The 26,518-nt window shown below is 40.6% G+C and carries 27 protein-coding genes; 6 read left to right on the top strand and 21 right to left on the bottom strand.

Going from position 1 to position 26,518, the window contains the following annotated elements; translation table 11 throughout:
- Positions 1 to 126: 126 nt before the first annotated feature.
- From OSJ91_RS20735 to OSJ91_RS20765, 7 genes are all read right to left on the bottom strand, one after another.
- Positions 127 to 573 (bottom strand): hypothetical protein, encoded by a 447-nt coding sequence (locus tag OSJ91_RS20735; protein ID WP_485890336.1) that lies wholly within the window; start codon positions 571 to 573, stop codon positions 127 to 129.
- Between the two features lie 1,026 nt (positions 574 to 1,599).
- A complete protein-coding gene (locus OSJ91_RS20740) occupies positions 1,600 to 1,881 on the bottom strand; it encodes a hypothetical protein (protein WP_485890337.1) in 282 nt (93 codons plus the stop codon).
- Between the two features lie 128 nt (positions 1,882 to 2,009).
- Positions 2,010 to 2,720: a DsbA family oxidoreductase gene (locus tag OSJ91_RS20745; RefSeq protein WP_095394304.1), complete on the bottom strand. Its 711-nt coding sequence runs from the start codon at positions 2,718 to 2,720 to the stop codon at positions 2,010 to 2,012.
- Positions 2,721 to 2,794: 74 nt separating this feature from the next.
- On the bottom strand, positions 2,795 to 3,250 hold the full coding sequence (locus OSJ91_RS20750; RefSeq protein ID WP_052137319.1) for an RrF2 family transcriptional regulator: 456 nt from the start codon (positions 3,248 to 3,250) through the stop codon (positions 2,795 to 2,797).
- 192 nt (positions 3,251 to 3,442) lie between these two features.
- Positions 3,443 to 4,207, bottom strand: a complete 765-nt coding sequence (locus OSJ91_RS20755) for a TIGR03943 family putative permease subunit (RefSeq protein ID WP_413019340.1) — start codon at positions 4,205 to 4,207, stop codon at positions 3,443 to 3,445.
- The gene (locus OSJ91_RS20760; RefSeq protein ID WP_350299762.1) at positions 4,207 to 5,217 is read right to left on the bottom strand and encodes a permease; all 1,011 of its coding nucleotides are present in this window, start codon (positions 5,215 to 5,217) and stop codon (positions 4,207 to 4,209) included. The genes OSJ91_RS20755 and OSJ91_RS20760 overlap by 1 nt, the downstream gene beginning before the upstream one ends.
- Positions 5,218 to 5,333: 116 nt before the next feature.
- Entirely contained in the window at positions 5,334 to 6,002 is a 669-nt protein-coding gene (locus OSJ91_RS20765; protein ID WP_485890338.1) for a YdeI/OmpD-associated family protein, read from the bottom strand.
- Between the two features lie 760 nt (positions 6,003 to 6,762).
- Between OSJ91_RS20765 and OSJ91_RS20770 the strand changes: the two genes are divergently transcribed.
- Complete coding sequence (locus tag OSJ91_RS20770; RefSeq protein ID WP_350299764.1) at positions 6,763 to 7,266, top strand: DinB family protein; 504 nt, start codon at positions 6,763 to 6,765, stop codon at positions 7,264 to 7,266.
- Between the two features lie 180 nt (positions 7,267 to 7,446).
- Here the strand turns inward: OSJ91_RS20770 and OSJ91_RS20775 are convergent, their stop codons facing one another.
- From OSJ91_RS20775 to OSJ91_RS20835, 13 genes are all read right to left on the bottom strand, one after another.
- Positions 7,447 to 8,259, bottom strand: coding sequence for a PhnE/PtxC family ABC transporter permease (locus tag OSJ91_RS20775; protein ID WP_350302922.1), 813 nt, complete (start codon positions 8,257 to 8,259; stop codon positions 7,447 to 7,449).
- Between the two features lie 59 nt (positions 8,260 to 8,318).
- Entirely contained in the window at positions 8,319 to 9,104 is a 786-nt protein-coding gene (locus OSJ91_RS20780; RefSeq protein ID WP_350299765.1) for a PhnE/PtxC family ABC transporter permease, read from the bottom strand.
- Positions 9,094 to 9,882, bottom strand: coding sequence for a phosphonate ABC transporter ATP-binding protein (gene phnC, locus OSJ91_RS20785; RefSeq protein WP_350299766.1), 789 nt, complete (start codon positions 9,880 to 9,882; stop codon positions 9,094 to 9,096). Before phnC ends, OSJ91_RS20780 begins: the two co-directional genes overlap by 11 nt.
- 27 nt (positions 9,883 to 9,909) lie before the next feature.
- Positions 9,910 to 10,944, bottom strand: a complete 1,035-nt coding sequence (phnD, locus tag OSJ91_RS20790) for a phosphate/phosphite/phosphonate ABC transporter substrate-binding protein (protein WP_485890339.1) — start codon at positions 10,942 to 10,944, stop codon at positions 9,910 to 9,912.
- Between the two features lie 128 nt (positions 10,945 to 11,072).
- Positions 11,073 to 11,786 (bottom strand): phosphonate C-P lyase system protein PhnL, encoded by a 714-nt coding sequence (locus tag OSJ91_RS20795; RefSeq protein ID WP_413019351.1) that lies wholly within the window; start codon positions 11,784 to 11,786, stop codon positions 11,073 to 11,075.
- Positions 11,787 to 11,808: 22 nt separating this feature from the next.
- A complete protein-coding gene (gene phnM / locus OSJ91_RS20800; protein WP_350299769.1) occupies positions 11,809 to 12,987 on the bottom strand; it encodes a phosphonate metabolism protein PhnM in 1,179 nt (392 codons plus the stop codon).
- A 32-nt stretch (positions 12,988 to 13,019) separates the two neighbouring features.
- A complete protein-coding gene (locus tag OSJ91_RS20805) occupies positions 13,020 to 13,865 on the bottom strand; it encodes an ATP-binding cassette domain-containing protein (RefSeq protein ID WP_350299770.1) in 846 nt (281 codons plus the stop codon).
- Complete coding sequence (locus OSJ91_RS20810; protein ID WP_413019353.1) at positions 13,866 to 14,720, bottom strand: alpha-D-ribose 1-methylphosphonate 5-phosphate C-P-lyase PhnJ; 855 nt, start codon at positions 14,718 to 14,720, stop codon at positions 13,866 to 13,868.
- On the bottom strand, positions 14,713 to 15,849 hold the full coding sequence (locus OSJ91_RS20815) for a carbon-phosphorus lyase complex subunit PhnI (RefSeq protein WP_350299772.1): 1,137 nt from the start codon (positions 15,847 to 15,849) through the stop codon (positions 14,713 to 14,715). The genes OSJ91_RS20810 and OSJ91_RS20815 overlap by 8 nt, the downstream gene beginning before the upstream one ends.
- Complete coding sequence (gene phnH, locus OSJ91_RS20820) at positions 15,831 to 16,448, bottom strand: phosphonate C-P lyase system protein PhnH (protein ID WP_485890340.1); 618 nt, start codon at positions 16,446 to 16,448, stop codon at positions 15,831 to 15,833. The genes OSJ91_RS20815 and phnH overlap by 19 nt, the downstream gene beginning before the upstream one ends.
- A 14-nt stretch (positions 16,449 to 16,462) precedes the next feature.
- Complete coding sequence (gene phnG, locus OSJ91_RS20825) at positions 16,463 to 16,888, bottom strand: phosphonate C-P lyase system protein PhnG (RefSeq protein ID WP_350299774.1); 426 nt, start codon at positions 16,886 to 16,888, stop codon at positions 16,463 to 16,465.
- A gap of 281 nt (positions 16,889 to 17,169) precedes the next feature.
- Positions 17,170 to 17,871 carry a GntR family transcriptional regulator gene (locus OSJ91_RS20830; RefSeq protein WP_350299776.1) on the bottom strand — a complete coding sequence of 234 codons (702 nt, stop codon included), beginning with the start codon at positions 17,869 to 17,871 and terminating at the stop codon, positions 17,170 to 17,172.
- 251 nt (positions 17,872 to 18,122) lie between these two features.
- Positions 18,123 to 18,980, bottom strand: coding sequence for a PHP domain-containing protein (locus tag OSJ91_RS20835; protein WP_485890341.1), 858 nt, complete (start codon positions 18,978 to 18,980; stop codon positions 18,123 to 18,125).
- Positions 18,981 to 20,482: 1,502 nt separating this feature from the next.
- On the opposite strand from OSJ91_RS20835, the gene guaC reads away from it, so the two are divergent.
- On the top strand, positions 20,483 to 21,466 hold the full coding sequence (gene guaC / locus OSJ91_RS20840) for a GMP reductase (protein ID WP_034309334.1): 984 nt from the start codon (positions 20,483 to 20,485) through the stop codon (positions 21,464 to 21,466).
- 53 nt (positions 21,467 to 21,519) lie between these two features.
- Here guaC and OSJ91_RS20845 read toward each other — a convergent pair whose 3' ends face one another.
- Positions 21,520 to 21,861 (bottom strand): zinc ribbon domain-containing protein YjdM, encoded by a 342-nt coding sequence (locus tag OSJ91_RS20845; RefSeq protein WP_350299778.1) that lies wholly within the window; start codon positions 21,859 to 21,861, stop codon positions 21,520 to 21,522.
- A 145-nt stretch (positions 21,862 to 22,006) separates the two neighbouring features.
- On the opposite strand from OSJ91_RS20845, the gene OSJ91_RS20850 reads away from it, so the two are divergent.
- From OSJ91_RS20850 to OSJ91_RS20865, 4 genes are all read left to right on the top strand, one after another.
- Positions 22,007 to 22,696, top strand: coding sequence for a response regulator transcription factor (locus OSJ91_RS20850; RefSeq protein WP_054400643.1), 690 nt, complete (start codon positions 22,007 to 22,009; stop codon positions 22,694 to 22,696).
- The gene (locus OSJ91_RS20855; RefSeq protein WP_413019358.1) at positions 22,693 to 23,697 is read left to right on the top strand and encodes a sensor histidine kinase; all 1,005 of its coding nucleotides are present in this window, start codon (positions 22,693 to 22,695) and stop codon (positions 23,695 to 23,697) included. Before OSJ91_RS20850 ends, OSJ91_RS20855 begins: the two co-directional genes overlap by 4 nt.
- Before the next feature lie 101 nt (positions 23,698 to 23,798).
- Entirely contained in the window at positions 23,799 to 24,560 is a 762-nt protein-coding gene (locus OSJ91_RS20860) for an ABC transporter ATP-binding protein (RefSeq protein WP_485890342.1), read from the top strand.
- Positions 24,550 to 26,496: an FtsX-like permease family protein gene (locus tag OSJ91_RS20865; RefSeq protein ID WP_485890343.1), complete on the top strand. Its 1,947-nt coding sequence runs from the start codon at positions 24,550 to 24,552 to the stop codon at positions 26,494 to 26,496. Before OSJ91_RS20860 ends, OSJ91_RS20865 begins: the two co-directional genes overlap by 11 nt.
- Positions 26,497 to 26,518 lie beyond the last annotated feature (22 nt).

Genomic DNA, 26,518 nt, shown 5'->3' on the forward strand with positions numbered 1-26,518 from the left:
AATTATGTTTTTTTTCCTTTTCAACGATCCTATAATGAAAAAAAAGTAAAGATATAATGAATGAAATGATAATTAAGATTGAAATCCCCATGTCCTCCCCTTCCTTTTATTAGTATTTGGTATTTTTCATGAGTTGGTAGTAAAAATAATTTGAAATACGTCTTCTTTATATATCACAAATTGAAGTAGAAAATTCCTATCCTTATCAATATATGTAATAGTTTCCCCTATTTCATCTAAGGATGAAGTAAAATTAGGACCGTATAATTCTTTAACAGTAGTCAAGTTGTCTCCGATACTAACACCTTTACTAGTCTTTATATTAGGGTTTTCAGAGACAATACTATTAACTTCATTATCCATTAAGCCAAGATATAATTTTTCAAACTTAAAAGAATCATTATTTTCACTAGATAATAATATTGCCATACCAGGATCATTAACTAATTCCCCATAGTTATTTTTTAATTCCTTGAGTTTTAATGGGGTAATTTCATCGCCAAGATGTATCTCATTAAATGCTTCACTCTTAAGATTAGTGCTCTTTACAAAGAAATTACTTCTTTGTATCAAGTAAAAAGGTAATAATATAACTACAATAGATACAATTATTACAATAGTAAATTTTAATGGTAAAGATTTTAATAAAAAATAACCAAAACATAAAACAACAATAGCTCCTAAATATAAAATATCATCACTTCCCTTCTAGGATTCACTAAATGTAGGAGTACCATATCCTTTAAATTTATTAAATTCAGCTTGATTGTTTGTCATTTCAATTAATTTAGTATACACATTCGATTGAGTGAACTTTGGATATTCTTCTAGAATCCTACTCACTAAGCCCGACATAATTGCAGTAGAGTATGAAGTCAAAAGCATAACTTACAGTAGAGGTGATACAGTAAAAAAATAAACCCAAAATCATAAATTTTATTTTAATCATAATATTCCTCCATTTGTATTATTTAACAACTACTCTACTTATACCAATAATAATAAAATAGTAAAATAGAACCGAAGTAATGTGAGTAATAATACCTATAATAAAATGAAAGAATATTTTTCTCACCAATCTTAGAACATGATATAATGTTCTAACAATTTACCTAGCTGGGTTTTTTCTATGACCAAAAAGGGGAAAGCCTTTCAAAACTATACAGAGAGATTAAAGCGAGTCGCTTGCTTGAACTTGATCGAAGGCTGAACATATTGTTTCTTTCGTGACCATTTGGTATTAAAGTGATGCACAAATAGCTAGTTGGGAAAGGAAGGCAAAACAACGAGTCTTTTGAAAATACAATAGTATATGGAACCGTAAGAATTTTTCCAATGACGAAAATGCTTATTTTATAGCGTAGGTAAACTATTTAATAAAGCCCAAAGGAATTGTCCTAAAAGCCACTATAAATGTTCTTAGCAACACTAAATTCTCTTTAGTCTTTTTATCTAAATAAAATTCAACAAGTGTTACTCTTTCCGAAATTTTATGCACTTGTTTTTTTCCTATGAAACTTCCATTCCCTCATCTTATCTTTTCCAGTCAATACAAAAAAGCTGCCATCAGGACAGCGATTTTCACGATTTAACTTTTTGTTAATTCTTATTTATCACCCTTTGGGCAATATGCTCCTGTTCTTTTTTTACAAAAACATCATATTGATTGGTTTCATGGCGATTCTGAAAGTTTTCAGTGCCTAAATTCATAGGCGTTTTCGTTTTGAATGGTATCCCTTCCCTTTCCAATTTCGCAACCGCCTTATAATAATTTTCATTCCCGAATGCTGTATAAATACATGTCCAATATTTATAGGAAATTAGTTTGGCAATTACTGCACATGCAATCACGAAGGCTAGTATTCCAATTATTATATACACCTTTTAGCCCCCTTTCATTTCGGACTTTTGTAAAATGCCTTCCTGTACACTATATTCTTTGCCATATATAACATTTCCTTTTTAAGTAAAAAAAGGAGACCCCAGTTTGGGGTCTCCTTCTTCATCTTCTATTTTTCCTTTACGTTACAAGAACCGTCCGTACAAGCGTCGCCTGTTGCTGGATCATTCACGATTGTTAGTGGATTTTCCTCAGCCCATACTTTTTTTAGCGTATCCAGGAACGCTTCTGTTGGCTGGGCACCAGAGATTCCATACTTGCGGTTAATGACGAAGAATGGCACGCCTGTAATACCAAGCAGGCTTCCTTCTTGCTCATTTCCTCTGACCTCAGCCGTGAATGCCGTTCCTGCCAGCATGGACTCCGTCTCGGACTTTTCAAGGCCAACCTCTTCAGCCAAACTAGCCAATGTAGCGTGATCGCCAATATGTTTGCCTTCCGTAAAGTAAGCTTTAAATAGTCGTTCATTCATTTCTTTCTCTTTACCTTTTGATTCAGCAAAGTGCATCAAGCGGTGGGCATCGAACGAATTCGTTAAGACCACTTTGTCCAAATGATAATCGAGTCCCAATTCTTTAGCCTGTTGAGTCAGGTTTTGGCTGTTCGCTTCCACCTGCGCTTGAGACATGCCGTATTTCTTGGCCAGCATTTCATTTTGAGTCATATTGATATCCCGCTCAGCCTCTGGGTTCAACTCAAAACTGCGAAATGAGACTTCTACCTGATCTTTATTTTCAAACTGCTTTAACGCCTCTTCGAACCGACGCTTGCCTATATAACAGAACGGACATTGATAATCCGACCAAATTTCCACCTTCATGTATATACCTCCTTATTTTAAATGCAATCGCATTAAGCACATTATATAATCCTGGGTATCCTCTTGCAAGGATATTACCCCAGACACTCATTTTCAAAATTGGTGAAGTCGACTTTTTTCATGAATTCTTCCAATGTATAGCCCTTTAGCAGGCGCAATGTTTCCTTTTCGGCTTCGTTCATGATTTCCTCCAAAGCCGTATCCAGCTGCTTCCCGACCTCACCGCATTCGCTCGTTTCCATACAAACAAGACATTCCGGCCGTACCGCTTGATACACATCCGCCAAAGTCAGCTGAGAGGCAGGCACCTTCAAACTATATCCGCCTTCCCGTCCTTCCTTTGTTTCGACGATCCCCTCAGCTGCAAGCTGTGCCATCACCCTTCTTAAAAAAGTGGCGTGTGACTTCACCTTTAAGGCGATTGCCGAACTTGTCAGGAGCTTTTCGCTTTGTGCGAGCCAAACCAAAGAGTGAATGGCAATGGCAAACCGCGGCGGTCCAATTTGATTGTTTCGATTACTTGAAGACAAGATTATCCCCCCTTACACTCTTATCCATGGTAAGGCCATTATACTATGTTACGTGCTCCCGAACAAATGGCGCCGTTTCTCGATTTTCCGACCGTAGCGCACGATTTTACGTCCGTTTCCGGGTTCCGCAAAATAATATCCCCCTTTCGGCACCAAAACCCGGCAAACATCCTTTTGCCGGGTTTTCCACTTCTACTGAATGATTTGTACATTTTCATATAAATAAGCTTCTTCCGGTGCCTTTATTTTCTTCGACTCTTTTAAATCGATCACCGGTACGGGTTCCCCTTTATAGCTTCCTTTTTTTAAGGTCCCTGTAATCGTATACCAATCATTCGTCTTCATTCCTTCCACGTTTCCGTTGACCATATATCCGTATAACGTCGCATCGACCACACAGCAGGACATGGAGAGGCGGGAGATCGCCATTTGTTTTTTCGTAAATGTATCCTCACGGTATATGAACCCCGAAATCTCTATTTCCTTCCCCTCGATCGTATCGAGGTTGTTCAGTAAATCATCCAGTACTTCAAAATAATTATCATCGGTTACGGAGATTTTCTCCCCATTCGCATGTTTCCCTGAATCATATGAACTTACCATCTGTGCCTGCTGCTTCGCCATCCCCCTTTTCGCCAGCACTTCCCCGCTTAAGGTAAAATCGGTCAGGATGAAGCCCAGAAGAATCGGAATGAAGAACAAACTATATTTCAGGACCAGTGCGGAGGAGGAAGACTCCCCATTCGATCCGCAATCACAATGTTGTTCACCCTGTTTTTGTTTTTTCATTCGGAGAAGGCTGATTACTAAAAAAGCAAAAAGTGCCGCCAATGCATATGGAACCATCTTGGGTGCAATCAATTTCGTTAAATATCCTGAAACATACAATTTGAAGATCATGAGGCCCAATCCCAGCAGCAGCAATCCTTCAAGTCTTTGGATAAAAAAACGTTTCATCAGAAGCCCCCCTTACTGATCAATCCGCCTGCAATCAGGCAGAGGCTGAAGACGACTGCGAAAATAAGCAGGACATACGTGACGACGAAGCTCCGTTTAAAACAGGACATCATGATCAAAACATTTTTCAGATCCAGCATGGGACCAAATACAAGGAATCCCAGTATGGAGCCTGGCAGAAAACTATGGGAAAAGGAGGCCGCTACGAATGCATCAGCTGATGAACAGAGTGAAAGCACAAACGCAATTCCCATCATCAACGCCGTGCCTTTTATTGGCGCCTGACCAATATCGGCCATTACGGACCGATCCATGAACACCTGAAATACACTGGCAAACAAGGCCCCGATGATAAAGTATCTGCCGACCATAAAAAACTCCTGCGAAGTATGATCAATAAAGCTTGTCCATTTACTGGACTGAATATCATGTTTATGCCCTTGTACCAGTTCCACCTTGTCCTCTTTCACCACATCTTTTGTGCTGAATATATGAATGAATAAACCTGCGATTATGGCCGTCAGGACACAAACAATGATTCTTCCATATAGAATGGCGGGATTATTTTGGAACGCATAATAAGTTGAGCCGAACACGATGACATTCAATATTGGGGCAGTTACGAGCAAGACCACACCCGCATGGACCGGGACACCCTTTTGAATCAATCTCCGGACGACCGGGATGATTGCACATTCACAAACCGGAATGATCAGCGCCGCCACTATCGCAGCAAAAATGGCTGTCAGTGGTCTTTTTGGTATCATTCGCTGAATGATTTCTTCACTGATGAACAACTGGATGAACGATGAAGCAATGGCCCCGAGGAACAGGAAAGGAATCGACTCTAAAAACAATCCCAAAAACACGACCAATACAGAGTGAAGCATCGGGTAGCCCGAGAAATCAATCGCTTTGGGAATGATTACATCGCCTAGAAAAAAGAATGCCAGCAGCAAAAACAGCAGAATCAATAACAGCAAATTTCCCGTGTAGCGTTTCAAAAGCATATTTAACCACCTCGCAAATCATAATTATTACGATTTAAGTTTGGATTCGGTCTAGTATATGCTTTTGATAGGATGAACAGAACAAGAAAAAAGAGAATGGAAGACATTCCCCACCCTCATTTATTTCTTCGATATAGATCCCTGCTCTTGTAACCCTCTCCTAAAATCATTTTCATTTCCTGGCGCCGTTTCACTTGGGTCGCCTCTTGTTTTGCACTATACACGTAACGGGCCCAATCCTTGCGATACCCTGGAGTAAGTGATTGATAGAACGCAAGCAAATCAGGAGAATCCTGCAAATCTTTCTCAATTTCAGAAATCTTTCCGATATAATCATCTACTGATTGGCTTGCTTTGGTAGATGGACGGTTTCTATTTTTCGAATCTTCTTTCAGTCCGACTACCGTAAAGACATCATCCAACCCAACCATGCGTGCAAACTTCAGGTCGCTCGAGCCAACATACCCTTCATCATCCGCACCAAGGCCTTGCATCAGATCATCACGATGAATAAATGTAGCATATTTTTTATTCCCCTTCTTGGGGTACGCCAAAAAAATATAGCCGTTTTTACTCAAATGATTCTTCTCGATTACCTTATCCACGATTCCTTTTAAAGAATCCATATCCAATACAAAAGCAAATATAAGATCATAGGCACTTTGATTAAGTTCCGCATCGTAATCCGGCAACTCTGCTAAATAATCCGCCCCGGCTGGCAGATTCAAGACTGCCACCCGTTCATATTTATGTAAATTCAGTTTTTCGACTATTGTTTTAGCCATTGGCATTCACCATCCTAGTTCATTTTGTCTATCTTCAGTTTATAAGCTGCCCATTGCGTTATCAACTTTTCTCTTGGTAGTCTATCCACTATTATAAGCAAACAGACGATGCGGAAACCTTCCATCTTTTTTCATATAACCATTTCTAGGAAAATATTAACTATGCTATAATTCAGATATCATCAATTTCAATGCCCACTTCTTAGAGTTTTTCCCCTTTAACATGATAGCAATCTCATAGAGTACGGATGTATAGCTAAGATAAATACCCATATCCCGGTAGAGCGACGATTCCCGAGCAACTGTTAACCCAATTACAGCAGATGCATAGATTTCACTGTATTTTTTATTGCAACAAAGCAGTCCTAATGTAATGATAAATGCAATGTGAACAATTTTGAAATTCCGGAATGGGCTAATTCTTCATTTTCCGGTGCAAAAGATGAAGCCCTAGACGTCGCATTCTTGTTTTTGAAGCCTAACATACTGAGTGCAGGCATAAACTTAACTATTGTGCATAGGCATTAGGGTATCAAAGCTTCAAAAACAACAATGCAGTCCCTAGAAAACGTTTAAAAGCCGATCTTAGACCATGGTCTTTCCGAAATCATATTCCAATCATCATGAATCCACTTTAATTCAGGTGTTTTTTCCGTAGTTTTTATGCATTCTTTATGCAATCAGATATCCCTTTGTTTTTTCCTATATCAAAAAATTCAGTGATGCTTTCATATGGGGGTGTCACAAAAGGGGAGTTCTCATGAATTTTATCGAGTATGATTTGCTATTTGAATCAAGAAAACAGTTAATAGAGGAAATTACGGAGTTGGATGAAAAAATGCTCCACCATAGGCCTGTGCCTGAAGTATGGAACATCGCCCAAATTTGCCATCATTTATATCTTACGGAACAGGTTTTTACAGAAGTTATAACAAATGGCATTCGGGAAAGGGATTTTAATAATATCATTCAAAAAAACATTTACTTCGTTACTGATAGAACAAGGAAATTCTCATCCCCTGAGGTCATTTCACCCTCTTCAACCCCATTTCAATTATCGAGCCTTATGGATTTGCTGGCAGAATCAAGGGACCGATTATTACAGGTTCTTTATGATATGGATTCAGATATCTTGTTAAATAGAAAGAAAGCCAAGCATCCCCTTTTCGGGGACCTCTCATTGGATCAATGGATTGAGTTATTATCCTTACATGAACAAAGGCATATCAAACAGATACAAGAAATAAAGTCCTCCCTTATATAAGCCTTTCATGACAATGACCATTAGAGAATAAGCCGGAGACAACGAATTTCAAACAAATAAAGAGACCACGTCATTTTGTGGTCTTCTTTCATGCATGCTCTGAAACGAACGTGACTGTCGAGGGCTGCACCAAGTTGATAGATTGGCAGAGCTCATATTTCCCTTGCCAGCATTCTAAATTCAAGATGATACTTTTAGTTTCCTTTTGATTTGTGTTGCGAAGATTTCAAGACAGATTGCAATTATCAGGATAAAATAAGTGATTGCTCCAATTTCACTCAAGTCAAAGTAAAATCCACTTGCCATGAACATATCGAAGCCGATTCCTCCTGCGCCTGCGGCTGCGCCCATTGCGACCGCCACTGCAAAATTGATTTCAAAGCGCATGAAGGTCCACGAAATGATATAAGTGATCGAAGATGGAATGATGACTTGGAATACGATCTGCCACCAATTCGCTCCGCTTGCTTGCAGGGCTTCTATAGCTCCTTTATCAATTTCCTCGAAGGATTCCGAGTAGGCCTTTACAAGGTAACTTATGGAGTGAAACGTCATCCCTATAACGGCCGCTACACTGCCCAATCCTGCTGCGACTGCAAAAATGAGGACCCATAACACGGTAGGAACGGCTCTAATCAGGGCAACCGATCCCTTTATGATAATCGATAATGGCTTGGACGAGATATTTCCTGCCGCTAAAAGCCCCAACATCAGGGCAATGATCGCACCAAATATTGTTGTCAAGAAAGCTAAACCTAATGTAATCGACACCTGATAAAGCGCTTGAGTAAAGGTAAAGTGCTTCAGATGGGGCTCAAAAAACATGGTCTTCAAATTGTCGACGGTCAATGATAGCGCGTCCCACAGTTTAACATCCTTATAATCAAAACTGGCAAAAGCGTATATGGTCACAACCGCCAGTACCAGCATACTCAACCTAATCGCGATTGAAGATTTCGAGAAGGGCTTTTTCGATAGTCGTTCAAGTAGCATTTTATCCAAATCCTGTCCAGTAGGAGAAGGAAATGATTTGATTGGACCCTCTGCCTGCATTATAAAATCACCCTCCTCACATAATTTGAGATCAATTCAATAGATAATATCGAAATGATGATCGTAATGACGACAAGACTGGCAATGTCATAACTCAAGTTTTTATAGTACAGATTAAACGTAAAACCAATGCCCGATCCTGTAAGCAGCCCGACCAATGTTGCATTCCTGATATTCGTTTCAATCATAAAAAGTACCCAGCTGATCATTTGCGGAATTGTTGAAGGAATCACAGACTGCGAAATGACGGTTAGATAACTTGCCCCGGTTGTCTGCAAAGCTTCTACGGAACTTGAACTCACTTCATCGATCGTTTCAATAAAAGCTCTTGTTAAAAAACCGAAAGATCCGAAAAACAAGGCAAAATAACCGGTCAAGGAACTTTGTCCAAATGAAAATAACAGTACTAACGCCCATATTGAGACATCAATATTTCTAAATAAAACGGCTATCCCTCGGCTAAAACCTCCGAAAAAGGCATTCACCCTTGTCGTATTGGAACCCAATATCGCAAATGCAAAGGCCAATATTCCCGCGAGTGTGGTGGCTGCAACGGATATTAAAAGTGTTTCTTTCAGCTTTATCAAAATGTCTGGCAGCTTGGTAAGGGAATCCTTTGTTGGATAAAAATTCGATAACGACCATTGTATGGCCTTAGGAACCGAAGTAACCCCTTTTGCGATGCTGAATTCTGTAATGATGATGGAAACAGCCGTCGCAGCCCCAATAAGCAAAAACAATAGTAGTGAATTTCTTCTTTTTCTTGCAAAAACATCAGCCGACATGGGAACCTCCCAAATCAAAAATCAACTTTCCTTCATCCGATCCATAAATCTGATGGATATCATTTGAGGTTATATTTTGAGTTGTGCCATTGAAAACAACCTTGCCACCATTCACACCGATGATTCGATCCGAATATTTCAGGGCCACATCGACTTGATGCAGGTTGACAACAACTGTGATTCCCATGGAAGTGCAGATATTCCTTAAATGATCCATGATCACCTTGGAAGAATTCGGGTCAAGAGAGGCAATCGGTTCATCGCATAATAGCAATTTAGGATTTTGGATAAGTGCCCGCGCAATGCCAACCCGTTGCTTCTGTCCTCCGCTCAACTGATCGGACCTTTTATAGATTAGATCTTCCAGACCTAGAATTTGGAGCACTTTAGCAGCCTGAAGTTTCTCCTCTTCACTATAAAGCCCAAGGATTCCAGCCAGTGTAGATTTATAGCCTAATCGTCCATGCAGGGTATTTTCAATCACACTTAATCTATTTACAAGATTATAATGTTGAAAAACCATCCCTATTTTCCTGCGTACTTTCTTTAACTCCCTTTTATTCACCTTGTATACATGATCATTATCAAAAATGATTTCTCCGCTAGAAGCATCGATCATCCTGTTGATGCATCGAAGAAGAGTTGATTTCCCTGCTCCGGATGGCCCTATGATCGAAACGAACTCTCCTTCTTTCACAGTGAAGTCAATATTGGATAACGCCTTTGTACCATTTCCAAAATGTTTTGAGACATTTTTCACTTCCAATAATGTTTTCATGTATGATCCTCCTACATATTACTGCCGTTATTTAGATAATTCACGAATTGGATTGAACCAGTCATCCTCGACTTCTACCAATCTTTCTTTTCCGCTCACCCGTTTAAATAGCCCTGATAACTTAGAATCTTCCGGTACAAAAACTTTATCGTTATTTGCTATTTCATCAGACATCAACGTTTCAAGAATTTTTTCACGTGTTTCTTCACTGACTAATTCGGTGTTAACAACGAAAGGTGCATTCAAGACTGGAGTCACTGAAATGAGTGAGAATGTCTTACCCACAACTGTGTTGAAGGGTTCAGCTGCATCCTTCTTTACCTTATACACGGCACCTGCTTTATTCTCTTCCCCATCGGCCAGCTCCACATAATTATTGACACATGTGTCACAAAAAGCAGCCACTTCCGCTTTCCCTGTCAAAAGATTTACAGCCGAACCTTGGTGTGAACCGCCGTAAAGCACTTCACTGAAGAATTTATCTTTCCCGCCTTCCAATAAATCCTCGGCTTTTAATTCCTTAAACTTATCTTGCTGCGAGAAATAATCAACGATTCCTGTGGAAGGAACTTTGAAGCCTGATGTAGAGCTATTTGATACGAAAGAGAACTTTTTCCCTTGGATACCGTCTATCTTATATTCGCCGTTATTTTTATAGTCATCCGCATTTTGAACAGCCAGCCAGCTATTATAGACTGCATCATCCAACGTACCTGATTCACCGCTTGGAACAACCAGAGGTTGAACACTATCGTTTTTGTTGTTTGCTTCAATATATCCTTGTGCACCCAGGAATGCTAAATCTGCGTTTCCATTAGCAATGGCCTCGATTGCAATGTTATAATCCGTAGTGGTCTTATGTTCCACTTTCTTTCCTGTGGCATCTTCTAAGATCTTCCCGATTTCATCGCGGGCTTCCCCTAAATCTTCCCCTGATTCATTTGGCAGCCATGCTACGGTCAATGTATCATCTTCATTTGCACCTGTTGAACTACTAGAAGAACAGCCTGTAAACACCAGTAAAATAACTAACATCAATAGAGACATCATCGATTTTTTCACGTTAAATCTCCCCTCCAATTTAAAAGATCTTTTCTCATTTCAGTCACTTCACATATAACAATACCGGTACAATACTAACCTGCCGTTAAGGGGGCTGAATATTCAGTAAAATTTGTGTGAATTCATCATTAAATTTTTTGAATAGCTTGAGTAAAACATCCATTCTGCATGCTATATTCCTTTGTTACTAATCGATTCATGAACTCCAAGTCATGAAAAATGCCCAGCATTGTCGTTCCTTCGTTCATTAGCTGTTCAAGCAGGGTTTTCACCTTCACTTTAGAATCGTGGTCCAAACTTGCAGTCGGTTCATCCAACAGAAGGAGCCGCGGCCTTTTCACCATTGCTCTTGCAATATTTAACCTTAGCTTCTCTCCTCCTGAAAAAGTAGCAGGGTAACTGTCCCATAGCCCTTTGCCTATTTCAAAGTGATCGAGGATTTTTTCTGTTTCAATATTGGCCATTTCCCTGGTTTGTCCCATTTCAAGGATGGCCCCGGTAACGAGCTGCCTTGCTGTAGTTCTTGGCATGACATTTAAAAATTGGGATACATAGCCTATCTCATGCTTACGCAGGTAAATCATTTCCCTTTCTGTAGCTCTCGCTAGATTAATCGCACCATAGTGGGAAGAATCATACCAGATGTCTCCTTCTTGAACCCGATAGGTACCATAAATCGATTTTAGGATCGTTGATTTTCCGCTGCCGCTCTTGCCTGTAATGCCAATAAATTCGCCTTTTTTCACTGTGATCGTAATATTGCTGACCGCATGGATATTCTTGCGTTGATTATGTAAAATAAAAGACTTGGATAAATCATTGATCTCCAATATGTTCTCCACTTTGCCACCCGCTTTCTAAAATTTATATCCTGTAATTCGTTTTTTGAATCAATTTTCCATCTACAATAACAGTTGTTATTACAGGGAAATCACCAGAAATTTTTTCAATAATAAGTATGTCAGCCTTTTTCCCTTCACGAATCGATCCAATTTCGTCCTCCATCTTAACTGCCTTTGCGGGATTAATCGTAACTAGCTTGAACATATCGACAAGATCCATCCCATGGTTTTCGACTAATTCAAACATTGAATGCAGAAGGGCCGCAGGGTAATAATCACTGCATAATATGTCAATGCTTCCATCCTGAATGGCTTCAGAGGCACTTAAGTTCCCACTGTGAGAACCTCCTAAAAGCACATTTGGTGCACCGGCTATAGTATACATCCCCATATCATGGGCCTTACGGGCAATCTCAAGTGTGATTGGAAATTCACTAATACTCGTTCCAAAGCTGTTAACCAATTCAAGCTTCTCTATTGAATCATCATCATGTGAGGCAACGGCAATATTGTTTTCCCTTGCCAGCAGTGCGATTTCCTTCATTCTTTCAATCGTCAGCTTTTCTTTCACTTGATGAGTCCGGATCATGACATCAATGGCTTCATCACTATAATCGTTATACCCTCGTAAAGTGTTTCGATAAATCTCTAGATGCCGATACTGCCCTTGTCCTGGAGTGTGGTCCATGAATGAGACCAGATGCACTTTCTTTTCCGAAACATATTCTCTTAGACTATCAATATCCTCCAAATTATCGATTTCATAACGGGCATGAAACCGATGACGTACTAGGTGCTTCATCTTATGTGTTTGATCAATCAAGTCAATAAGCTTCCTAACATTCTCCGGCTCCCGAATTGGCTTATATGCGTATTCAGTGGATTTATAGAGCGATAGAGAGTGGAACATGGTCGTGATTCCGTGCGTAATCAGTTCCTTTTCCGTTTCTCTTAAGCTCAAATTAAAATTCATTAAAGAAGTCGGGCGCGGCGCAGTCATATGTTCAATATAATCAGAATGGAGATCAATGAAACCAGGTGAAACATATCCGCCCATAGCATCCAGCACTTCCATCTCAGGACTTCTTTCAATTTCTCCCACAGGTGCAATCCGGCAAATTCTATCATCCTTAATTAAGAGATCATGGTCCATCAGGATCGAGTCTTCCGTTATTATTTTTCCATTTTTAATCAGCAACAATGTCTCTTCCCCCATTTTCGGTTTAGTTTCTTTTACAGCAGCGAGTGTACCAATTGCTGGGTATAAGGATGCTGTGGATCTTCGAGTATTTGATCTGTTAAACCTCGCTCGATTATTTTACCCTCCAGCATAACGAGCGTACGGTCTGCAAGCATTCGGATTACGCCCAAATCATGGGATACCAATACAATGCTAATATTCAAATCTCTTTGAAGACCTTTAATTAAATCCAATACACTTGCTTGAACTGATAAATCTAAACCCGTGGTGACCTCATCCAAAAGCAGTATGGGAGGATTGTTGGACAATGCTTTGGCTATCTGGACCCGTTGCTGCATTCCCCCTGAGAAATTCCTCGGGTCTTCTTTCATTCGATGAATGGGAATATTGACTGCCTCAAGGAGCTCGGCGCCTCTTGTTTCCATGCTGCCAACATGTCTGTTCCCAGCTGAAATCAACTTCTCGGCAATATTGCCTATCGAGGAGAAATCCATTTTCAACCCTAGAATCGGGTTTTGATAAACCTTCCCCATCAAGTGGTTTCGAACGAATCTTTTTTTCTGGGCAGACTCGAGGAATAAATTCTTTTTTCCATCCTCAAAGCCAGCCACAAACAGTTCTCCATCTGTTACTTCTTCGTCAAAATACAAACTTTTCATTAAAGTGGATTTACCGCTGCCGCTTTCCCCTACAATTCCGAGAACTTCACCGTGATACAAATCGAACGTCACATCTCTGCAGGCATATATCGTCCCGCATTCGTGGCAATAGTTTTTCGTCACTTTTCCTGATTTCATTTGCTTGCATGCCGAACATCCGTCACCATACTGTTTGTTCATTTGTTTAACCGATAATACGGGAACCTCAAGCACAGACATTTAATTCACTCCCAATGATTGTTTTTGATTGACCATTTCAAGGCAATTGCTTGTATCATTGCATTGGAAATACGTTTCACCTGATTCCTCATCAACAAGTTCATCCAAAAACACATCATTGGACCCGCAGAGAATGCAAGCATGATTTGCAAAGGACTCGATTTCAAATTCATAATCATCAAATGCCAAAGATGATACATTTGTATATGGGGGTACTGCATATACCTTTTTCTCTCTGCCTGCACCTAACAAAATGAGAGCTTCATTACCGTCCAGCTTGGCATTATCGAATCTTGGTATTGGACTTGGTGCCATGACATACCTGTCGTGAACCATCACCGGATGGTCTGCATCCGTCGCCATTATTCCGTACTTCATAATTTGTTCAAATAACATAAGCCATGCTCCGCTATACTCTCTCTCAGCATGCAGCTTTTTCGTTTCATGTTCGCTCGGCTCAAAATTCCTTAAAGGTTCCGGTAACGGAACTTGAAGAATTAAAATCTGGTCTCGTTGCAGCGGCACTTCCGGCACCCTATGTCTTGACTGGATTAAAGAGGCTTCTTTTGTGCTATCTGTTGTCCTTACCCCAGTGGTATCAGATACGAGTTTTTTTATGTTAACGGCATTAACGGATTCATCCGAGCCTTGGTCGATCACCTTAAGGACGTCATCCTTTCCGATCAATGACAATGTCAACTGCAAGCCGCCCGTGCCCCAACCTCTTCCAATCGGCATTTCCCTTGAAGCGAATGGGACTTGATAACCGGGAATGGCAATCGCCTTCAGTGTTGCCCTTCTTATTTCCCGTTTCGACCCTTCATCAAAGAATGCAAAATTATAAGTCTTATTCATGCAATCCAACCTCCTGCTCTGTGGTCTTATCTTTTGACTTCCGAATGCTATCAAGCTTGGATTGGAACGTAACGTAATGAGGCATCTTCAAATGGGAAATGAAACCCGTTGATTCCACTGAATCTATATGATAAAGAACGAATTCCTCGTTGTGACTTGGAAACTCCTTGTTTGGTTTTTCCAGGCAATTATCCAAGATGCCCATTGCGATTGCTTTCGTTTCATTTTGTCCCATGCACATGCCATAGCCAACTTCAAACTCTATTTCTTTTTTGCCTTGTTCTTTCTCTACCGTAAGCGGAATGAGCATCTCTACCTCGGTTGCTGTGAAGTCCCCAATATAATAGCTATCTTCCTCTTGCCCTTCGTCCAGCAGCGGGTGATCGAGATGGATGGGCAGCTGTCCTACGCGCAGCTCCCCTACTGTCGGGTGCAGTGCACCATATCCACGGATGACTGCATAAGCAAGTGATGTCACTGCACCGGTTTGGCCTCTTGTTAAAATTTGCAGGCGTTCACTCCGCATTGAAGGAAACTCCAGACTTTTCCTTGTCACATCCCCAGGCTGCAAATCATTGTTTTCACAGCTTGCTAATAAGCCTTCACTTCTTAAGTAGTCCAAAACTTTAGGCAGGGAGTTTAAATCAGCCATATCGTTCTGATATTCTGTTGAATGATCTTCCTCTTGAAAAGCCCGTAACCAATCTTGAATGCTTATATCCGATTCATTTTCCAGCTCCGAATCTAGTAACCGATGCGTATAATCGGTCGTGGCACCTAAAATCTGTCCGCCAGGTACATCCTTAAAACTCGCTGAAATCCGCCGTTCCACTTTCATATTTTCAGAACTGATCACCCGTGAAACATGTTTTCGCGGCAAAGTGGATCGATAGGCTCTCAAGAGGAAAACAGCTTCTTCCGGATTGCCTTCAGCCTGTTTAATGGCAAGTGCAGCCAGTGATTGATCATACAAACTGCTTTCTGACATAACCTGATCAATCAATCCTCTCATCCCGGCTTCTATCTTATGCAGCTCTATAGCCGTCCCTTTTTTGACCCGTTCATACTTTAAGCGTTTGATGGATTCCTCAATCGCCTTTGTTCCGCCCTTCACTGCAACATATCCCATATAATCTCACCCCCATTTTCTTTGATTTGAGTCGTTCTCGGTAAAGCTATTAAACGATCTTGTTGATCAACAAAATACATATCGATTCCTAACGGGAATTCTATGTTTTTTTCGTTCCTTGCACCAAGCCAGGCGGAGACATTCGGGAGGCTTATGAAAGATTCCTCTTGAATTCCCGGTCCAGAAAGGATCATTGAGTCCCCTTTCGTCACATCCGATACTTCTAGAATGATCATCGCCGATTCATGAGGGTTCAATAGATTTCCTACCTTTGCTTTATTCAGTGCTTCCTTCATTTGCTCGTCGGAGGCATCATGTAAAATAAAGATAAAATCCGCTTCCGGCAAATCGACAGGCTTTGAATAAGTAAGCTGATTAATCATTCTTGACACCGCCTCCTCCTCCTTTGCAATGACCTTAAAAGTCACTTCAGGGTCAAGTACAGTAAGTGCAAGCAGGATAGTAGAAGATAAGCATTCCATTTGAACATCCAATGTCTTGGCTTCCCTATCCAAAACCATTAAAGTTCCAGGTCTTGAAGTCGCCGTTACAAGCTTTCTATAAACAGTTTGTATATCATGAACTATATCCAAATTCATTGCTTTCCCCCCTCTTATTGAACATCCATTGTTTCAAAATTAACCTTGGTTCTTAAGATTGATCGATTCAGCTCTTGAAGATTTTTCTGTATATTCTTCTTCTCATTTTCTAAAACATGTGACCATAATCTTGTTTCGCCAAGGTCAGCCTCATAAGCGGCATCAATGATCGCTAAACTATGCGCCAGTTCTTCCCGATGTCCCTTAACGATACCAATCCCGATTGAATCCTGGATTTGTACCGTGCATTCAGTCACCAGCATTTCCCCTAGATAAAACAAGCTCTTTTTTGCCGTTTCCCTTGTCTTTAGCAACACGAGGGCACTCTCTGGCTTTTGAATGACGGTAACTTTATATTTCATTGCTATTTCCTTGGCAAATTCCTTCGCAATGTCCTCAGAGCCTTGAATCAAAATCTCGGTTCTTTCCCTTCTTCTCATTCCAATGGCCTCCAAATGTTTTAGTTTCAAGCTAACATCTTCACTGTATCTTGTTGCCAAGTGAACGTACGTTAAGAAAGAGTAAATCTTTGTATGAAATTTGTTAAAGCCGGGCCTGCACTATTCAAATTTCGTGCTTCACACGTGAATTCGGAGCATTTACTCGTGAGTTCCGTACCTTTACTCGTGAATTCGGGACATTTACTCGTGAGTTTCGTACTTTTACTCGTGAATTCAGGGCATTTACTAGTGAATTCGACCGATATCTAGAATGGAAGTTTTTATATAACATATGTGAAACAATCGCTCCGATAGATTATGTTCGTGTGCTCAAGGACTTGATTGCTCCGCTTATCCCGGCATAATGATTCCACTTGCAAAAGTGGAATTAAACTTGAACACTGCAAAATATCCCGTTCGAATAGTGTGGGAAAAATCACATTCAGCGTGCTCCTGCTGGATCCGAATTCTACAAAGCCACGCTGCCGATAATATTGAAACATGGAGGTTATATCCGGACCGTCCTTTTCTATTTCAGGAAATGTTGATTTTGCTACAAAAGATGTATGAAGAGCAATCGGGAAATCGTCCATTAACCTAAGCCTGCCAATTTTAAAGACCTTGTCATCACTTTCCACCCCAAGGCTTTGAAAGATCTTCTGATCATAAAAAATTTCTTCGCAAAAAATAGTACTCGTTTGAAAGGAAAACTGAAATTCTTTCATTTTCTCGGTGAAACTAACATCTCCGGATAGAATTAACGGAATTTGTTTTTTTGTTTCCTGGACATAACTTCCCTTACCTTGCTTTGAATAGATAAAGCCTAAATCTTGAAGCTGCTCATATGCCTTCCTGACAACCATTCTTGGTACATTAAATTGATCGGCGAGTATATGCTCTGAAGGTAACTTTTTATCCAATTGAAAGGTCCCACTCTTAATTTCAGATATCAAATGATCCACTAAAAAGTTTTTTTCCGCCAACAGAAATCCCCCTTTACATATTCGATCTGCATAATACCCATTTTTCCTTGTTAATGTCAGTGTAATGAGAAAATATGAAGCTACCATGATTTTCTTGTAAAAAAAAAGTCCTGGTCAATCACCAGAACAAAAGAAATACTTATCATATGAATCTTTTCAATACATCCTCCTGCATTGTTCAGTCTTTCAAATGGCTTATCCAGCATATTTAGCAGGCCGCTTTCACAGCAAGATTCCTGGTTTAATGAACATCATTTAATGGCCATGTTTTTTTGCCTTAATTTCAAAGCATCCACACATTCCCTTCCTGGGCTCATACTGCCAAGACGAATCGACTTCTCCCCATAATCCCCATGAAAATCCGAACCACCTGTCTTAATGAGATTATATTGATCTGCATATGAAATCGCTCTTTCCTCTTCTGCATGCCCATGATGAGGGTGAAGAACTTCAATCCCTTCAAGCCCTGCTTCTACAAGCTCAGGAATAATTTCGAAGCTCCCGTATTGACCAGGGTGAGCAAGGACCGGCACGCCTCCGGCAACACGAATCGCCTTTACAGCAAGAATGGCATCCACATACTCCATAGGAATGAAGGCAATGCCTGGCTCTTCTCCATTTTGGCCGCGACTGAAGATCTTCTTATACAAATCTCCATAGATGGAATCCGTATACCCCGATTCCCGCAGCGCTAGCATAATATGCTGTTTATAAACACCGGTTCCTCCCCTGAATTTAGTAACCTGATCCCAAGTTATTCGATAGCCTGCATTGATTAGTCGTTCCACCATTTTTTCAGAAGCTGCATTCCTTTTTTCAATCAATGGATTACAAAGCTCCTCAAGTGCCTTATGACCAGGCTCAACAAAATAGCCCAAAATATGTACACGCCTGCCTCTTGCAAAGTCATAACCAGAAACTTCTATACCAGGGATGATTTCAATTCCTATTTCCTTTCCCCGTTCCACCATCTCTTGCAATCTTATCGTTGTATCATGATTTGTAATTGCTAAATGACCAATGCTCTCCCTTTTTGCCACCTCCAATAGTTCTTCAAAAGAACTGGAACCATCTGAAATGTTCGTATGACAATGCAATTCAACCTTCATGCCAATCCCCCCATTCTTTTTTGTTGCCCATTATCATTTTAACTTAGTGCCATGTCGGTCTCGTTAAGAAGATGTAAAAAAACGTAAAGGTGTAAACGTCATACAAATTGGTGAAAATACTTAAGTATTTCAGGCTGTAGACAAAAAAATCCAGTTGATTTCAGAAATCCGCTCCCTTATCGCCGACTGTCTGCCAAGCCGCATCAAAGTAAACGTCTCCGGGGTCTCGGCTAGCCAGTTATTCGGCAGGAGTGTCGCGAATTTCTTCCATCCATTAAGGAGTACAGGAAAAAAACATGAAGGATAAACTAGTCTTAAACATGGTTTAGATGAGCCCGGCCTGCAGTTTTTTCTTTTAAAAATTCCAGTTGATTTCAGAAATCCGCTCCCTTTCCGCCGACTGTCTGCCAAGCCTCCTCGACGCAAGCGTCTGTGGGGTCTCGGCTAGCCAGTTATTCGGCAGGAGTGTCGCAAATTTCTTCCATCCATTAAGGAGTACAGGAAAAAAACATGAAAGATAAACTAGTCTTAAACATGGTTTAGATGAGCCCGGCCTGCAGTTTTTTCTTTTAAAAATTCCAGTTGATTTCAGAAATCCGCTCCCTTTCCGCCGACTGTCTGCCAAGCCTCCTCGACGCAAGCGTCTGTGGGGTCTCGGCTAGCCAGTTATTCGGCAGGAGTGTCGCAAATTTCTTCCATCCATTAAGGAGTACAGGAAAAAAACATGAAAGATAAACTAGTCTTAAACATGGTTTAGATGAGCCCGGCCTGCAGTTTTTTCTTTTAAAACACAAAGGTGATTGGAACGGAAGGCGCGAGACTCCTGCGGGAAAAGCGTGGCATGGGAGACCCCGCAGGCGCGCCGAGGAGGCTCCCGCCCGCCCGCGGAAAGCGAGTGCCTGGAGTGGAAATCAACGTTCCCATTTTACAAACCCCAAAAAAACTTTTGGCAAACAAATATTATCTAGTTTGTAGACAAAGAAGACCTATCTTTTTACACAAAGTTGATTGGAACGTAAGGCGCGAGACTCCTGCGGGAAAAGCGTGGCATGGGAGACCCCGCAGGCGCGCGCCGAGGAGGCTCCCGCCCGCCCGCGGAAAGCGAGTGCCTGAAGTGGAAATCAACGTTCCCATTTTACAAACCCACAAAAAAATGTTGGCAAACAAATATTATCCAGTTTGTAGATAAAGAAGACCTATCTTTTAACACAAAGATGATTGGAACGGTAGGCACGAGACTCCTGCGGGAAAAGCGTGGCATGAGAGACCCAGCAGGCGCGCCGAGGAGACTCCCGCCCGCGGAAAGCGAGTGCCGGAGTGGAAATCATTTTCGTTGTCTATTTCGCTTCCTATCCTGTTACGGATTTTCCATCTAGCTGAAATAAAATCAAAATAAAACCAATAAAAATTTTGACTTACTGTCAAAAATGATGTACATTACCTAATGGGCGAACAATTTTTATTAAAAAAGACAAAAATATTCGTATATAGAGGTGCATAACATGGAAAACGTGTTTGATTATGAAGATATTCAATTAATTCCTGCAAAATGTGTAGTAAATAGCCGTTCTGAGTGTGATACATCCGTTACTCTAGGTAAACATACATTCAAGTTACCTGTAGTACCTGCCAATATGCAAACGATCATTGATGAAAAGATTGCCATTTACTTGGCTGAAAACGGTTACTTTTATGTAATGCATCGTTTTGAGCCAGAAAAACGACTGACTTTCATTAAAGACATGCATTCAAGAGAATTGATCGCTTCAATCAGTGTCGGCGTTAAAGAAGAAGAATACGGATTCATCGAACAATTATCGAATGACAACATTGTGCCTGAATACATTACGATAGATATTGCACACGGACATTCCAATGCCGTGATAAAGATGATACAGCATATTAAAAAACATTTACCTGAAAGTTTTGTCATTGCAGGAAATGTGGGAACTCCTGAAGCGGTACGTGAATTGGAACATGCCGGTGCAGATGCTACAAAGGTGGGCATTGGACCAGGGAAAGTATGCATCACTAAAATCAAGACTGGATTTGGAACAGGCGGCTGGCAATTAGCTGCACTTCGCTGGTGTGCAAAAGCGGCAAGCAAGCCAATCATTGCTGACGGCGGCATTCGCACAAACGGTGATATTGCCAAATCAGTTAGATTTGGAGCTTCGATGGTCATGATCGGATCACTATTTGCCGGACATGAAGAATCTCCAGGTCAAACGATCGAGAAAGATGGAAAAGCCTTTAAAGAATACTTTGGTTCAGCTTCTGAATTCCAAAAAGGTGAAAAGAAAAACGTTGAAGGCAAAAAGATGTTTGTCGAGCACAAAGGATCTTTGGAAGATACGTTGAAGGAAATGGAACAAGATCTTCAGTCTTCCATTTCATATGCAGGCGGAACCAAGTTGGAAGCCATCAGGAACGTGGATTATGTGGTCGTAAAGAATTCAATCTTTAACGGTGACAAAGTTTATTAAGAAGGAACGTAATAAAGAACGGCCTAATCAATGGATTAGGCCGTTTTTTATCATTATACCTTTTTAACAAATTGGGATTTTAATTTCATTGCACCAAAACCATCAATCTTGCAATCAATATCATGATCTCCATCAACTAGACGGATGCTTTTGACTTTAGTGCCCATTTTTAAGACGGATGAGCTCCCTTTCACTTTAAGGTCCTTGATTACCGTAACGGTATCACCATCATTCAAGGTATTTCCATTAGCATCTTTGATAACCTTCTTTTGATCACCATTTTCGTTTTCCGCTTCCATCGTCCACTCATGGGCGCATTCCGGGCAAACAAAAAGACTTCCGTCTTCGTATGTATATTCTGAATCACATGCAGGGCAATTAGGAAAATCAGGCATAAATTCACTTCCTCCATTCATTATGCCAATTTTAATATAATAATGGTTTACACACAACCAGTAGTCTATTACCTCCCCTCCTCTAGAACCTATAAAGGTTTTACTATATACTTTTAAGAAAAAGCTGGAAAGTGCGGTGAACCCATTGTTTAAACTTCTTTTGATAGAAGATGATACGACGTTATTCAATGAAATTAAAGATAGATTGGCGCAATGGTCTTATGATATTTACGGAATCGGCGATTTTAGTAAAGTGGTTCAGGAATTCACGGACATAAAACCTGATTTGGTCATCATTGACATACAGTTGCCGAAGTTTGATGGATTTCATTGGTGCAGAATGATCCGGGCCCATTCCAATGTTCCCATCATCTTTTTATCATCACGCGATCATCCAACCGACATGGTGATGTCCATGCAGCTTGGAGCCGATGATTTTATCCAGAAGCCTTTTCATTTCGATGTACTCATCGCGAAGATACAGGCCACACTTCGCCGTGTCTATAATTACAATACCGAAAAGATCGAGTTGAAAACCTGGTGCGGCGCAACTGTGGATTATGAGAAGAACACGGTATCGGCCGAGACGGGCACAATCGAATTGACGAAAAATGAAATTTTCATTTTGAAAAAGCTCATTGAACAGAAAAACAAGATCGTAAGCCGCGAAGAATTAATCAACAGCTTATGGGATGACAAACGTTTCATAAGCGATAACACCCTTACAGTGAATGTGAACCGTTTACGAAAGAGGTTGGATGAACTGGGCTTAGGGCATTTTATCGAAACGAAGGTCGGACAGGGCTATATCGCCGTGGAAGAGGCAAATGCATGATCAGAAAATATCTCGTGGAAAGGTTCAGCTGGATCACATTCTACATACTTCTTCATCTATTCATTATCTTTGTCGCCTATCTTGATTCAGCCATTCCGTTAAGGCCAATACTGTATATTGTTTTTTTATCGTTGCTCATATTCAGTATGTTTCTGATATTCCGCTATAAAAAAGAAACATTTTTTTATAAAAGTTTAGAAGCGCGGGAAGACAACCTGGATATTACGAATATAGCCGAACCAGAAAGCCCTTTCGAAAAAATCATAGAAAACAGCATCATTAACCAAACCGAAATATTGAAGCAATCCGCAGCAATCGGCCGAATGACTTTAGAGCAGGAGAAGGATGAATTATTATCTTGGATTCATGAAGTGAAGACACCATTGACGGCGATGCATTTAATGATTGACCGCTTGGATGATGAATTGCTGAAATCACACTTGACTTATGAGTGGCTGCGCATTCATCTTCTTCTTGATCAGCAGCTCCATCAAAGGCGCATGCCTTTTATCGAAAATGATTTGTATATAGAGAAAAACGATTTGGAAACAATAATCTTTGATGAGATTAAAACGCTGCGATCATGGTGCATTCAAAAAGGGATTGGCTTCGACATCCAATTGGACGTAACCGAAGTGCTTAGTGATGCCAAATGGCTGGCCTTCATCATGAGGCAGCTCTTGACCAACTCCATTAAATACAGTGAGAACTCAGATATCACGATTTATAGCCATGAGCGAGCCGGACAAACGGTTCTTGAAGTGCAGGATTCCGGACGGGGCATTGACCCAAAGGATTTATCCCGCATATTTGATAAAGGATTTACATCGACGACCAACCATCGTGACAATGCGGCAACCGGCATGGGGTTATATTTAACCAAGAATGCGGCAGAGTCCCTATTCATCTCCATTGATGTGAAATCAGAGCTTGGAACCGGGACGACCGTTACCTTGACCTTCCCAAAAAGAAATGATTTCGTGAATATCACAAGCATGTGACAAAAGTGTCACATGCTTTTATTCTTTGTTCGTCCAAACGAAGGAAAAGAAATACATGGCCTTTTATAATGAGGATATAGAAAAAAAGGAGTGTATCCAAAATGAATATATTAGAAGCGAAAAAAATCCATAAAAGCTATGGTAATAAATTCAATAAACAAGAAGTATTAAAGGGTCTTGATATAAGTATACAAGAAGGTGAATTCGTAAGTATCATGGGTGCTTCCGGTTCAGGAAAAACGACTTTGCTGAATGTCCTTTCCTCGATCGATAAAATCAGCAACGGCACCATTACGATCGATGGTAAAGAGATTTCAGGGATGAAAGAAAAGAATTTGGCCGAATTCCGTAAGAACCACTTGGGCTTCATCTTCCAGGAATATAACCTATTGGACACACTGACTGTCAAAGAAAATATCCTTTTGCCCTTATCCATTACAAAAACGCCCGCTAATGAAGCGGCACAAAAGTTTGATAGCGTGGCGAAGGAACTGGGCATATATGAAGTGAAGGATAAATACCCAAATGAAATTTCCGGTGGTCAAAAACAGCGTACTTCTGCAGCACGGGCTTTCATCCATGATCCAAGCATCATATTTGCGGATGAACCGACTGGGGCGCTTGATTCAAAATCAGCTTCCGATTTACTGAACAAACTGAGCGAAATGAATCGAAAGCACAAAGCGACCATCATCATGGTAACCCATGATCCCGTGGCCGCCAGTTATTGCAGCCGAGTCATTTTCATTAAAGATGGACAAATCTATACACAATTGAATAAAGGTGAAGAATCCAGACAAACCTTCTTCAAGGACATCATGAAAACACAAGGTGTATTGGGAGGGGTTCAAAATGAGCATTAATCAACTCATCTTGCGAAATCTGAAGAAGAATCTGAAGAACTATTATCTGTATGTGTTTGCCCTGGTCTTCAGCGCTTCCCTTTACTTTGCTTTTGTCACCTTGCAATATGACCCATCGCTGGATGAAGCGGAGGGTACGGTGAAAGGGGCCGCCTCCATCAAGGCTGCATCAATCCTGCTTGTTGCGATTGTTTCCATATTCCTTTTATATGCCAATAGCATTTTCATAAAAAGACGCAGTAAAGAAATTGGCTTATTCCAATTGATAGGCATGACGAAGAACAGGATATTCCGTATTCTGAGTGTGGAAAACCTGATCCTGTATTTCTGTTCCGTATTCCTGGGAATCTTTGTAGGGTTTGCCGCTTCAAAATTGATCATCATGATACTATTTAAAATAATGGGTGTCGAGGCAATCGCGACTCTTAAATTTTCTTTTCAGCCGCTAGTGCAAACCGTGCTCGTTTTTAGCGCCATCTATCTTTTAATTATGTTGATGAATTATGCCTTCATTAAGAGGCAAACGATTCTATCATTATTTAGAGTGACTTCAATGACGGAAGGAAAAGTGAAAAAGGTTTCGATGTTCGAAATGATCATCGGGATATTCGGGATCATCCTGATCATTGCTGGCTATGTCGTTTCATCCAAATTATTCGATGGAGCTTTTACAGAGATGACTGAGCTTTTTATGGCCATGATCTTCATTCTGGCAACTGTCATCATCGGTACCTACCTATTCTATAAAGGATCTGTAAGCTTCATCTTTAATATCATCCGTAAAAAGAAAAATGGCTATTTGAACATCAATGAAGTATTGTCCCTTTCATCCATCATGTTCCGGATGAAATCGAATGCGATATTATTGACGATCATCACGACCGTTTCCGCACTAGCGATTGGATTATTATCATTAAGCTATATCTCCTACTACTCAGCGGAGAAAATGGCACAAAGCAGTATCCCCACCGATTTTTCGATGACGGATAAGGGAGATGCGGATACATTCAAAGAAGCTTTATCAGACAGTAAAATTGATTATGACGAAAAGGTGATCGATGTCATTCAAGTGGATGTCAATGTAAAGGAAATAATGGAAACGAGCCTCGAAGGAATGAACTTCGATCCGGACATCATGACCGTTCCCGTCATCAGTGATGAATCCGTTAAAGGAATCAACCTCGCTGAAGATGAGACCCTTTTCAGCGGATACAGTAATATGATGGAGAAGGTCATATCCTTGAAGGATTCCGGAAAGATTGAACTGAAAGGCAAAAATGAAGTGATTCCGCAAACATATATGGGATTGAAAGATGATACCTTCCTGCCCTATTACTTCACGAATGGCGGACTGCCCGTTGCCATTGTAGACCAAACGATATTCGACCGTTTGAAAAAGGATGTCGACCCCAAAATCCAAAAAGTATCATCCGTTAATATCGGCATTGATGTGAGGGATGAAGCTGAACTTGAAAAAGCGAATGATCTATTCAAAAAAATGAGTTTTAAAGAAGAACATGTGAATGATTCCCAATTCGAAATGTTCAACACCCAGAAGAAGAATATGGGTCTTATCATGTTCATCGTCGGCTTCTTGGGATTAACCTTCCTTATCACATCCGGCTGCATCCTGTATTTCAAACAAATGGATGAAAGTGAAGGGGAAAAATCCAATTATACGATCTTAAGAAAACTGGGATTCACACGAGGTGACCTACTTAGAGGAATCCAAGCAAAACAGGTTTTCAATTTCGGCATTCCCTTAATCGTCGGGCTGCTTCACAGTTATTTTGCAGTCCAATCAGGATGGTTCTTATTCGGAACCGAAGTTTGGACACCGATGATCATCGTTATGGCATTATACACGGCACTGTATTCAATCTTCGGAATACTATCCGTATTTCATTACAAGAAGGTCATCAAAGAATCTCTATAATTTCGAAGATACTAAAAGCTCC

This window comes from Bacillus sp. T-10(2022) (assembly GCF_056502895.1).